Origin of the sequence: Faecalispora jeddahensis (assembly GCF_000577335.1) — a bacterium.
Taxonomy (GTDB): domain Bacteria; phylum Bacillota; class Clostridia; order Oscillospirales; family Acutalibacteraceae; genus Faecalispora; species Faecalispora jeddahensis.
In genome coordinates this window covers 97,350-109,428 of record NZ_CBYL010000001.1, presented here as the reverse complement: position 1 = coordinate 109,428, position 12,079 = coordinate 97,350, and the positions used below count along the sequence as shown (strand labels likewise).

The window sequence follows — 12,079 nt, the reverse complement described above, 5'->3', positions numbered from 1 at the left end:
GTTTCAGAAAATTATAAGAAATCCTTGCAGGAAACGAGCAGGTCTATCTTTTTCCACTGCGTTTCCTCGTCGATACAATTGCCTTCCTCAACAGAAGCAAATCCGCACTGTGGGGATAAAGCGATATTGTCGCCCACAACGGCCTTTGCCTCTAAATATCTTCTTTTGATGTCATCGTAGCTTTCCAAAACGGGATTCTTTGTGGAAATCAGACCCGCTACAAAGGTGGCGCCAGTTCCCTTCAACACCGACCAGGGGGCAAAGGAGCCGGAACGCTCGTCGTCATACTCGACGAAAAAGCCGTCATAAGGAATCTGACTGATAATCGGCGCCACGGAATCGTAAAAACCATTAAAGAGCGGATGCCCTTTAAAATTGCCTTTACAGAAGTGATTGGCAATGATCATGTCGGCGGGCTTTCCCTCAAGAGCTTTTGTAGACACGCGCTTGAACCACTCCAGAACCTCCGCCTTTTCATACCCCAGAGAAGACACTTTCTTTAAGAAGTTTTCATCAATCATATAGGTCCAGGAGGTATCGTCGATTTGCAGATATCTGCAGCCATGCGCATATAGATCCTGAATGGCGCACTGATAGGCGAGGGCAATGTCCTCAATGAGCGCATCGATGTTGCTGCCGTAGTATGGAACTTCTTTGATGCCCATCTGCAGGTAATTATCGACGAGGATCATGTTGGGGCCGGAAATGCATTTTTTTGCTGTGACGCCCGGGTACTTCTTTGCTTCCTGAGCCAGGAAGTCGAAGGCTTCAATCTCTGCGTGAGCGCGTTCCGCATTATAAGAAATCTTTCCGTTAATATAGCCCAATTCAATGTGATTGATAACGCCGTTGCGCTCTTTTTCCAAGTGCTGGGTGGTAAAGCCCTCGAACTCCTTGAGCCAGTCCAGGTGCCACCACCTGCGCCGGTATTCGCCGTCGGTTACAAATTTCAGGCCATGGGCAACTTCTTTGGCAACCAGCTCCGCAATCGCCGTATCCTCAACCTTTCGCAAATCTGCCAAAGAGATTTCTCCGCTCGCAAATTGGGATCTTGCCGTTTTAATCTGCGCAGGTCTTAAAAAAGAACCCACGATATCGTATTTGATGTTTAACATAAGTACCCCCTGTATTTGATCTTCTTGGGTCATGATAAAAGAGAAACTGCCGGAGCGGCTTACCCGCGACCGGGAGCTTCCAATCGCTTTCTCAACGTAGCTTTTATTGTTATTCATTATATCATAGAGAGATGATTTCACGGTAATACAAATAAGATATGGATAGATATAGTTTTATGCTTTATAGGAACGAGCGGCGAAAGTGCAGCACCCCTGCCGCCGCAAGGGAGAAAGAGGCTGTAAGACTTCTTTTCCCCTCATCGTAATCCCGCAGTATTTCGTTGGAGCCGAAGATGTCCCTGGAATCATTGGAAAGAGCGTCCCCCGAATCGCTCCCGAACCGGATTCCGTCACTGGACGGGAGACGGCAGGGAATAGATCATCAATGGGCCGGTTTCTGTCAGGGATGGAAAACAACCTGCGCAGCGCCAGCTGCTGCCGGAAAAAGCACAGACTGAGCCACTGCTTCAGCTCCTCCGAACAATAATATATTCTTATAACGCGATATGCAAAAACCGGGGCCGCTTCTAAGGGAAGCGGCCCCGGTTTTTTTTCTATGTGTGCTTTATTCCAGCTCGAATGCACCGGTGTAAAGCTGATAATATTTGCCGCGTTCGGCAATCAGCTGATCATGGCTGCCGCGCTCAATGATGCGGCCGTGCTCCAGCACCATGATCACATCGGCGTTCTGAACGGTGGACAGACGGTGGGCAATGACGAACACCGTGCGCCCCTTCATCAGGGCATCCATACCCTTTTGCACAATGGCCTCGGTTCGGGTGTCGATGGAGGAGGTCGCTTCGTCCAGAATCATCACGGGCGGATCGGCCACCGCGGCGCGCGCGATGGAAATCAACTGCCGCTGCCCCTGCGAAAGACCGCTGCCGTCGCTTTCCAGCACGGTCTGGTAGCCCTTCGGCAGCATCCGGATAAAGCCGTCCGCGTTCGCGAGCTTCGCGGCCGCGATGCATTCCTCATCCGTCGCATCGAGCTTGCCGTAACGAATATTCTCCATCACGGTGCCGGTAAACAGGTTGACGTCCTGCAGAACAATGCCGAGCGAACGGCGCAGGTCTGCTTTTTTGATCTTGTTGATATTGATGCCGTCGTACCGGATCTTCCCGTCGGCAATATCGTAAAAGCGGTTGATCAGGTTGGTGATCGTCGTTTTACCGGCGCCGGTCGCTCCAACGAACGCCACCTTCTGGCCGGGCTCCGCATATAGCGTGATGTTGTGCAGTACCGGCTTGCCCTCTTCGTATTCAAAATCCACGTCGTAAAAGCGGATATCGCCGTTCAGGGGAGTGTAGGTGATGCTGCCGTCGCTGTGCGGATACTTCCAGGCCCACATTTCGGTGCGCTCGCTGCATTCGGTCACCTCTCCGTCAGTTACGCAGGCGTTCACGAGCGTAACGTACCCGTTGTCCTGCTCGCTTTCTTCATCCATCAGCTCAAAAATACGGGAGGCGCCGGCCAGCGCCATGATGACCATGTTGAACTGCATCGAAATCTGGCCGATGGGGTTGATAAAGCTGCGGGAAAGGGTCAGGAACGAAACGATGGTACCGATCGTCAGCACATTGACCCCGGCCAAGCTCAGGTTCGGCAGACCGGCGATTCCCGCCGCGCCGCCGATCACCGCCAGCAATACATAGAGCATGTAGCCCATGTTGCCGACAACGGGCATCGTGATGTTTCCGTATTTGTTCGCTTCGGTTGCGCAGTAGCGCAGCTCGTCGTTTCTAAGGTCAAAATCTTCTTTTGTTTTGTCCTCGTGGCAGAATACCTTGATGACCTTCTGCCCGTTGATCATTTCTTCAATGTAGCCGTTTACATTGCCCAGCGCCTGCTGCTGCTTGACAAAGAACGTACCGCTGCGCCCGACCAGGGTTTTGATGACCTTGAGCAGGAGCACGGCGAATACGGCGACAAACGCGGTCAGACCCACGCTGAGGTACAGCATGGAGAAAAACGCCGCGGCAACGGAAACGACAGAAGAAAGCATCTGCGGAAAGCTCTGTGAAATCGCCTGACGCAGCGTGTCGGTGTCGTTTGTGTAGCGGCTCATAACATCGCCGTAGGGGTGGGTGTCAAAATAGCGGATCGGCAGGCTCTGCATGTGGGTAAACATACTGTCGCGGATTTTTTTCAGTGTGCCCTGCTCCACGATGACCATCACCCAGTTATAGAACAGGGTGGAACAGATGCCGATCAGATACACGCAGCCGATGGAGAGAACCGCGCGGAACAGGCCGGAAAAGTCCGGGTTGACCTGCCCCAGCAGCGGAACAATATATTGATCGATCAAAGTCTGCAAAAACAGCGCAGAGGCCGCACTGGCGGCGGCGCTGATCAGAATGCAGATGCCGACGAGAATCAGGCGAAACCGGTATTCCGACATGTAAGAGAGCAGACGCTTGATGGTGCCGGGCTTAAAGCGCTGCATCGGCGGGTGCCCGGCCGGCTTTCTGCCGGTTTTGGCAGCGGCGGATTGGTTATTCATGAAGGGTTCCCCCCTTGTTCTGAGATTCATAAACCTCGCGGTAAATCGCGCAGGTTTCGAGCAGCTGCTCGTGCGTGCCGATCGCGTTGATGCGGCCGTCGTCCAGCACGATGATCTTATCCGCGTCCTGTACGGAGGAAACGCGCTGCGCGATGATGATTTTGGTGGTGTTCGGGATGTTCTCCCGGAACGCCTGACGAATCAGGCTGTCGGTTTTGGTATCGACAGCGCTGGTAGAGTCATCCAGAATCAGAATTTTCGGTTGCTTGAGCAATGCGCGTGCAATACACAAACGCTGGCGCTGACCGCCGGAAACGTTCGTGCCGCCCTGCTCAATATACGTGTCGTACCCGTCCGGGAACTCGCGGATGAAGCCGTCGGCCTGCGCAAGCTGACAGGCATGGATCATTTCCTCGTCTGTGGCGTTTTCATTGCCCCAGCGAAGGTTCTCTTTGATCGTGCCGGAGAACAGCACGTTCTTTTGCAGCACCATGGCTACCTCGTTGCGCAGTGCTTCCAGGTCGTAATCCTTTACATTGACTCCGCCGACGGTTACAACGCCGCCCATCGGGTCATACAGGCGGGGAATCAGCTGCACCAGGCTCGATTTGGACGAGCCCGTTCCACCGATGATGCCGACGGTCTGGCCCGACGCGATGGAAAATGTGATATCGTCGAGTACCGGTTTGTCGGTTTGCCGTGCATAAGAGAAGGTGACGTCCTCAAAGGTAATGGAGCCGTTCGGCACGGAATAAACCGGGTTCTCCGAGTTTTTCAGGTCGCTTTCTTCGGTCATCACCTCTACAATTCTTTCGGCGGACGCGCGGGAGATGATGATCATGACGAATACCATCGAGAGCATCATCAGGCTCATCAGAATCTGCATGGCATAGGTAATCAGACTGGCCAGCTCGCCGGTGGAAAGGCCGATCGCCGCATTGTTTCCGCTGGCAATGATCTCTCTTGCGCCAAACCACGAGAGCAGCAGCATGCTGGCGTAAAGACACAACTGCATCAGCGGCATGGTAAAGGCCAGACGTTTTTCCGCTTTTGTAAAGTCATTGAAAATCGTTTGAGAAACGTCGGCAAACTTCTTCTCTTCAAAATCCTCGCGGATATAGGATTTGACCACACGAATGCCGTGCAGGTTTTCCTGCACGATGTTATTCAGCCGGTCATAGGTGCGGAACACCCGCACAAAGATCGGGTGAACGCGCGACATAATCACGAACATGCCCAAACCGAGCACCGGGATAGTCGCAAGGAAGATCAGCGACAGCTGCGCGTCGATCCGGAACGAAAACATGAGCGCGAACACGATCATCATGGGTGCGCGCACGGCAAGACGCACCAGCATCTGGTATGCGTTCTGCACGTTGGTCACGTCGGTGGTCAGGCGGGTGATGATGCTCGCGGTCGAAAACTTATCGATATTGGAAAACGAAAAGTTTTGTACATTGTAAAACATGTCGTGGCGCAGATTTCTGGCAAAGCCTGCCGAGGCGACAGCCGCGCTGCGTCCGGCCAGAATGCCCGTAACCAGCGAAAGCGCCGCGGCCAGGATGAGAACAAGACCCATCTTGAGCACGTAGGACATGTCCTTTTGATTGATTCCGTTATCAATCAGAAATGCCATGATGGTTGGAATCACAATTTCGAGGATGGATTCCAAAGTAACGTATATCGGTGCGAGAATCGTTTCCTTTTTATATTCCCGCACACTGGACAGAAGTGTTTTGATCATGGATTGTTATTGCTCCTCCTGCAGATTGGTTATGTTGGTTTTCATGCGTTCCAAATAAGAAAGCAGCGTTTTGATTTCCTCCTCCGTAAAGCCCTGGATGAGGGTATACTCCATTTTTTTGGCATCCTCCAGCATCAGTCCCCGGATTTCCAGCGCCTTTGGGGTCAGCACAATTTTTTTCAGGCGTGCGTCCTGCGCAACGGCCTGCCGCTCGATCAGCCCCTTTTGCTCCATCAGGCTCAGCACCCGGGAAGCGGTGGAACGGGTAATGGTGAAATAGTCCTCAATGTCTTTCTGGTAGATGTCTTGGCCGGCTCGGTCGGCGACAAAACTGATGATCCAGCCGTTATTGCCGGTAACGGTTTCAATCTCCTTCCGGTGAGATGAAAATTCAAAATAACGCCGGATCATATTGTTCAGAGAGCGAAGCTCCCGGCCGACCCTCATTTTATTCATGGGGCATATCCTTTCCAAAGTAAATTGTTTGATATAAAACTGTTGTGTGTACAACATTATATTCAAAATCAAATCATGAGTCAAGAGAAAAAGTGATAAAACATACGCCCCAAAATGAATTCTAATTTGTCGAAATAATACTGAAACGCAGAAGAATTCAGCAGGCTGATACAAGCAAAATCGGGTCTGCAGGGAGATGATGATTTTGCACAGGAAAATCAGGCTACTTTCTAGGATTACCGAATTGTTCCAATAAAAAACAGCAGGCCAATTTGGCCCGCCGTTTTTTATTGGAACATCGAAATGATGCTTAGAACTGAATCACTTTCGGCTCTTCGGTAAAGGAGCAAATGGTGGCGGTGGCATTTTCCAGGTAGAAAACAACCGTGTTGCCGTCATCGGCACTGTACATTTTTTTCAGAGAGGGGTATGCGTCCAGCATGTGCTGCCTTGCCTGTACGCGGTCATCTTCTACCGCGGTCGCTGTAAGGCGAATCCAGTTTCCGCCCGCCATGCCGCTGATTTCAATTTTGGGATTCTCTTTCATCTGGCGGTACACGTTTTTTACCTTGCCGGTTTGGATGTACAGCTTGCCCTCAAAAATCTCCGCCGTGCCAAAGGGGCGCACGCGCGGCTGATCGCCGTCAGTGGTAGCCAGATAATAGGTGCTGCATTGTTTCAAAAATTCGCATACTTCCTGCATGAGTCATGCCTCCGTTTTCTTTTGATTGACTTATGGTTTATTTCCTGCTACCATTGAAACATAGTACAAAACAGAATTCAAGTACGATCATTTTGTATCGTAAGTATCTTTTTAGATACTAAAAGGGAGCTTTGATAAAATGGATCAGGATTTGTTCGGCATCTGCCCTTATGTGACAGTGCAAAAGCTGCTGACGGGGAAATGGACGCTGTTGATTTTATATCATTTGAGCATGAAAACGATGCGCTTTAACGAGCTGCAGCGGGCACTGCCGCGCCTGACGCAGGCCACGCTGACAAAGCAGCTGCACATGATGCTGGAAAACGGCCTGATTGAGCGCACGGTGTACAATCAGATTCCGCCGAAGGTAGAGTATTCGCTCAGCCAGCTCGGCCGGGATTTTGAGCCGGTTCTGGACGCTGTGGGTGTGTGGGGGAAAGAGTATATCGCCTGCATCAAAGAAAAAGAGCTTCAGTAACAGTATTTCCAAACTCTGCGAACTATCTTTGGGTGTTATTTTCGCGTTTTTTTGATTTTCTTTTACTTTGTGAAAGATGCAGAGAATCAATCGAAGATTTTTTTCTGGATTGGTCAATGCGTTACAGAAAAACTGCCCATGGAACAAAAAGCGGGGTTTTGAATATTGTATTCAAAAGAGTTCTCACTTCTCTTTTGTGAAACAGACTATTGACAGGGTTGTATTTTTGTGTTACTTTAAGTAAAAATTTGATAACCAAACCGTTGATGCGGAGATAACGGTGATCATGTTCTTACAGAGAGCCTGCGATGCTGAGAATCAGGCAGAAAACAAGTCATCAAATGGACCGCTGAGGGCGCAGTCAAAGGGGCAACCCGAGTATTCTGCGACGAGAAGGCATACGTTAGTTGCCGGGGATATGTTAGTATCCTGCTAAGAGCACGGTCGTTGTATCGTGAATCAGGGTGGCACCGCGAGCCTTTTAGCTCGTCCTTGACAAAGTAATTGTCAGGGGCGGGCTTTTTTGTCGTCTCTGGCAGAAAGTAATCTGACAGAAAGGCATGATGAAACATGGCAAATCCCGCGTTTTCAGAAGCAAAACGGCTGGCGCAGTCGGGCAATTTTAAAATCATCCCAATCAGCTGCGAGCTGTACGCCGACCGGATCACCCCCATGGAAGCACTGCGAAAGCTGAAAAATGTCAGCAGCCACTGCTACCTGCTCGAATCGGCGGAGAGCAGCCGCGTGTGGGGCCGGTACACGTTTCTTGGGTTTGACCCCGCGCTGGAGCTGAGCTGTACAGACGGCATGCTCACCCTGCGGGCCGGTTCCTCCATCACGATGGAAACAAAGCACCCGAAAGAGATCATCCGGCAGGTGCTCGCGGATAACCGCAGCCCGCGTATGGAAAACCTGCCGCCCTTTACCGGCGGGCTCGTCGGGTATTTTTCCTACGATTACATCAAATACGCCGAGCCGTCCCTTGTGCTGGACGCAAATGACGAAGAGGGCTTTCAGGATGTGGATTTGATGCTGTTCGACAAGGTGATCGCATTTGACCATTTCCGGCAGAAGATCATCCTGATCGTGAACGCGCGGTGCGACCATATGGAAACAGAATACCGCCGGGCTGAGATGGAGCTGAAAAAGCTTCGCGAGCTTCTTCTGAACGGTGCGCCGAAGCAGGAGGCCCCCGGGCGGATGACCTCGCCGGTGCGCGCGTTGTTCGATGAGCCTGCCTACTGCGCCATGGTCGAGCGGGCGAAGGAGTACATCCGCGAGGGGGATATTTTTCAGGTGGTGCTCTCGAACCGGCTCGACGCGGATTTTGAGGGAAGCCTGCTCGACACCTACCGCGTTCTGCGCACAGTGAACCCTTCGCCGTATATGTTCTATTTTTCGAGCGACGACATCGAGATCGCCGGCGCTTCTCCCGAAACGCTGGTGCGCCTGCAGAACGGCGTGCTGCATACCTTCCCGCTGGCCGGTACCCGCCCGCGCGGCAAAACGGACGAGGAAGACAAACGGCTGGAACAGGAGCTTCTTACGGACGAAAAGGAATGCGCCGAACACAACATGCTGGTCGATTTGGGGCGCAACGATATCGGCAGAATCAGCGAGTTCGGCAGTGTGCAGGTGGAGCAATACATGCAGATCGAACGCTTTTCCCACGTGATGCACATCGGCTCCACCGTGTGCGGAACGCTCCGAAAAGACCGCGACGCGGCGGACGCGATCGATTCGATTCTACCCGCGGGCACGCTTTCCGGCGCTCCCAAAATCCGCGCCTGCGAGATCATCAATGAGCTGGAAAACAACAAGCGCGGCATCTACGGCGGGGCCATCGGCTACATCGATTTTACCGGGAATCTCGATACCTGCATCGCGATCCGTATCGCCTACAAAAAGAAGGGTAAGGTGTTTGTCCGCTCCGGGGCCGGAATCGTGGCCGACAGCGTGCCGGAGAACGAGTACCGGGAATGCATTCAAAAGGCCAGAGCCGTCATCGGCGCACTGGAGGCCGCACAGGGAGGTCTGAAACATGATTCTGCTGATTGATAACTACGACAGCTTTTCGTATAACCTGTATCAGTTTGTCGGTACAGTCAACCCCGACATCCGCGTTGTGAGAAACGACGAACTTTTGGTGGAACAGGCAAGGGAGCTGTCCCCCTCGCACATCATTCTCTCGCCGGGGCCGGGCTACCCGGGAGACGCCGGCATCTGCGTCGAGGCCGCGAAAGAGCTGGGGCAGACGATCCCGCTGCTCGGCGTGTGCCTGGGGCATCAGGCAATCTGTGAGGCCTATGGGGCCACGGTCTCCCACGCGAAACAGCTGATGCACGGCAAACAGTCCGTCGTTACACTCGATACGGATTGCTCGCTGTTTTTGAGGCTTCCAAAACAGATCAAAGCGGCGCGCTACCACTCGCTTGCCGCCATACACGATACGATGCCGGAATGCCTGGCCGTTACCGCCGAAACCGACGACGGAGAAATTATGGCCGTGATGCACCGCGAGTTCCCGATTTATGGGGTGCAGTTCCATCCGGAATCGATCCTGACCGAAAACGGCATGCAGATCATCCGTAATTTTCTTGCGCTGTGAAAGGAGCGTTCGTCATGATTAAAGAAGCAACCTCGAAGCTGATCGACCGAAAAGACCTGACCTACGACGAGGCCCGGGCCGTCATGGATGAAATCATGAGCGGCGGCACATCGCCGGTGCAGACCGCGGCGTTCCTTGCGGCGCTCTCCGCCAAGGGCGAAACCATTGAGGAGATCACCGCCTGCGCCGCCGGAATGCGTGCACGCGCGCTGCCCGTGGAGTATACGGATGACCTGCTGGAAATCGTCGGCACCGGCGGGGACGGCTCGAACTCGTTCAATATTTCTACCACCTCCTCCATCGTCATCGCGGCGGGCGGGGTTCGGGTGGCAAAGCATGGCAACCGCGCGGCGTCCTCCCGCAGCGGCGCGGCGGATTGCCTGGAGGCGCTGGGCGTGAACATCAGCCTCTCTCCGGAACAATGCGTTTCGCTGCTGCAAAATGTCGGTATCTGCTTTTTGTTCGCGCAGACCTATCATTCTTCGATGAAATACGTCGGCCCCGTTCGCAAAGAGCTGGGCATCCGCACGATTTTCAATATTCTCGGTCCGCTGACAAACCCGGCCCACGCGAACCTGCAGGTGCTCGGGGTGTACTCCGAAGAGATGGTGGAGCCGCTGGCCCATGTGCTGCACAATCTGGGCGTGCGGCGCGGCATGGTGGTCTACGGGCAGGATAAGCTCGATGAAATTTCCCTGTCCTCGCCGACCACTGTCTGTGAATTCAACGGCGACGAGTTCACCACTTATGTGATTCACCCGCAGGATTTCGGCCTGACCCCGTGCGAGAAATCTGAGCTGGTCGGCGGCACACCGCAGGAAAACGCGCAGATCACGCTCGATATTTTAAATGGGGCAAAGGGCGCAAAACGCGATGCGGTGCTGCTCAACGCGGGCGCGGGGCTGTATGTTGCGGGCAAGGCCGCTTCCCTCGAGGATGGAGTCCGTTTGGCGGCAGAGTTGATCGACAGCGGCAAGGCGATGGCAAAGCTGCAGGAGTTCATTCTGGAATCGAACCGGAAGGAAGAGGCGGCGTCATGATTCTGGATGAAATCGCGGCCTATGCCGCCCAGCGCGTGGCACACGCCAAGAAGCTCGTTTCACCCGGGGAATTGCGTGAAGCGGCACTGAAACTGCCCAAAGGCGATTTGAGATTTACAAAGGCCCTGCAGGCGGATGGGATGTCCCTGATCTGCGAGGTGAAAAAAGCCTCCCCCTCCAAGGGGATTATTTCAGAGGAGTTTCCGTACCTTGCCATCGCAAAGGAGTACGAGGCTGCCGGGGCGGATTGCATCTCCTGCCTGACGGAGCCAAAGTGGTTTTTGGGGTCGGATGATATTTTCCGCAACATTCGAAATATGGTTTCCACCCCCATGCTGCGTAAGGATTTTACGGTGGACGAATACCAGCTTTACGAAGCAAAGGTTCTGGGGGCTGATGCGGTGTTGCTCATCTGCGCGCTGCTTGATACGAAAACCATTGAGTGGTATCTTGGAATTTGTGATACATTGGGACTCTCCGCTCTGGTAGAGACACACGACGAAACGGAAATCGAGTCGGCGGTACAGGCCGGCGCAAAAATCATCGGCGTGAATAACCGCAATCTGAAAAACTTTACAGTTGATTTTTCGAACGCCGCCCGCCTGCGGGAGAAGATCCCGGCAAGTGCCCTGTTCGTCGCGGAATCCGGCGTTACGGTAGCGGCGGACATTGCCCGGCTGAAAGCGTCGGGGGCCGACGCGGTTCTGGTGGGCGAAGCGTTGATGAAAGCGCCGGACCGCCGTGCGGCGCTCTGGGAATTCCGGAGGGCTGCACAATGACGAAGATTAAAATCTGCGGGCTGTTCCGCCCATGCGATGCCGAATACGTCAACGAGGCCATGCCGGATTACGCGGGCTTTGTGTTCTTTGAAAAAAGCCACCGCAACGTAACAATGCAGCAGGCTGCACAGCTCAGAAAGAGCATTCATCCATCCATACCGGCTGTCGGAGTATTTGTGAATGCCTCGCAGGAGCAAATCGTATCGCTGTGCCGCGAGGGAGTGATCCAGATCGTCCAACTGCATGGCGGCGAAAGCGAAGAATATATCGGGCGGCTGAAAGCGCGGATTCCCGGCGTGTCCGTCTGGCAGGCGTTTCGCGTGCGTACGCCGGACGATCTGGCGGCGGCACAGCAAAGTACGGCCGATTTGATTTTGCTGGATAACGGCTACGGAACCGGCGAAACGTTTGATTGGTCGCTGATTTCGGGCATGACCCGCCCCTTCCTTTTGGCAGGGGGATTAACACCGCAGAACATCCCCCAGGCGATTACCCGCTTTGCACCGTATGCGGTGGATATCAGCTCCGGCGTGGAAACGGAGAAGCAGAAAGACCGCGATAAAATCCTCGCCGCCGTCGCTGCGGTGCGCGAAGCAGAGAAAATCGATATAGAGCAGTCAGAAAACCGGCCGGAGTAATCCGGCGAAAAGGAG

At 53.6% G+C, this 12,079-nt stretch carries 11 protein-coding genes; 6 read left to right on the top strand and 5 right to left on the bottom strand.

Going from position 1 to position 12,079, the window contains the following annotated elements:
- Positions 1-11: 11 nt before the first annotated feature.
- The 5 genes from TY09_RS00475 to TY09_RS00455 form a co-directional block, all read right to left on the bottom strand.
- Positions 12-1,115: a uroporphyrinogen decarboxylase/cobalamine-independent methonine synthase family protein gene (locus tag TY09_RS00475; protein WP_042429956.1), complete on the bottom strand. Its 1,104-nt coding sequence runs from the start codon at positions 1,113-1,115 to the stop codon at positions 12-14.
- A 565-nt stretch (positions 1,116-1,680) separates the two neighbouring features.
- Positions 1,681-3,618, bottom strand: coding sequence for an ABC transporter ATP-binding protein (locus tag TY09_RS00470; RefSeq protein WP_042429953.1), 1,938 nt, complete (start codon positions 3,616-3,618; stop codon positions 1,681-1,683).
- Positions 3,611-5,362 (bottom strand): ABC transporter ATP-binding protein, encoded by a 1,752-nt coding sequence (locus tag TY09_RS00465; RefSeq protein WP_042429950.1) that lies wholly within the window; start codon positions 5,360-5,362, stop codon positions 3,611-3,613. The genes TY09_RS00470 and TY09_RS00465 overlap by 8 nt, the downstream gene beginning before the upstream one ends.
- A 6-nt stretch (positions 5,363-5,368) precedes the next feature.
- Positions 5,369-5,818: a MarR family winged helix-turn-helix transcriptional regulator gene (locus TY09_RS00460; protein ID WP_009066274.1), complete on the bottom strand. Its 450-nt coding sequence runs from the start codon at positions 5,816-5,818 to the stop codon at positions 5,369-5,371.
- A 310-nt stretch (positions 5,819-6,128) separates the two neighbouring features.
- The gene (locus TY09_RS00455) at positions 6,129-6,521 is read right to left on the bottom strand and encodes a pyridoxamine 5'-phosphate oxidase family protein (protein WP_009066341.1); all 393 of its coding nucleotides are present in this window, start codon (positions 6,519-6,521) and stop codon (positions 6,129-6,131) included.
- A 139-nt stretch (positions 6,522-6,660) separates the two neighbouring features.
- On the opposite strand from TY09_RS00455, the gene TY09_RS00450 reads away from it, so the two are divergent.
- The 6 genes from TY09_RS00450 (at position 6,661) to TY09_RS00425 (ending at position 12,064) form a co-directional block, all read left to right on the top strand.
- A complete protein-coding gene (locus TY09_RS00450) occupies positions 6,661-6,999 on the top strand; it encodes a winged helix-turn-helix transcriptional regulator (protein WP_009066267.1) in 339 nt (112 codons plus the stop codon).
- Between the two features lie 570 nt (positions 7,000-7,569).
- Complete coding sequence (gene trpE / locus TY09_RS00445) at positions 7,570-9,057, top strand: anthranilate synthase component I (protein WP_042429946.1); 1,488 nt, start codon at positions 7,570-7,572, stop codon at positions 9,055-9,057.
- The gene (locus tag TY09_RS00440) at positions 9,041-9,607 is read left to right on the top strand and encodes an anthranilate synthase component II (RefSeq protein ID WP_042429944.1); all 567 of its coding nucleotides are present in this window, start codon (positions 9,041-9,043) and stop codon (positions 9,605-9,607) included. Before trpE ends, TY09_RS00440 begins: the two co-directional genes overlap by 17 nt.
- Before the next feature lie 14 nt (positions 9,608-9,621).
- Entirely contained in the window at positions 9,622-10,647 is a 1,026-nt protein-coding gene (gene trpD / locus TY09_RS00435; protein WP_042429942.1) for an anthranilate phosphoribosyltransferase, read from the top strand.
- The gene (gene trpC, locus TY09_RS00430) at positions 10,644-11,426 is read left to right on the top strand and encodes an indole-3-glycerol phosphate synthase TrpC (protein ID WP_042429940.1); all 783 of its coding nucleotides are present in this window, start codon (positions 10,644-10,646) and stop codon (positions 11,424-11,426) included. Before trpD ends, trpC begins: the two co-directional genes overlap by 4 nt.
- Entirely contained in the window at positions 11,423-12,064 is a 642-nt protein-coding gene (locus TY09_RS00425; RefSeq protein WP_042429938.1) for a phosphoribosylanthranilate isomerase, read from the top strand. Before trpC ends, TY09_RS00425 begins: the two co-directional genes overlap by 4 nt.
- Positions 12,065-12,079 lie beyond the last annotated feature (15 nt).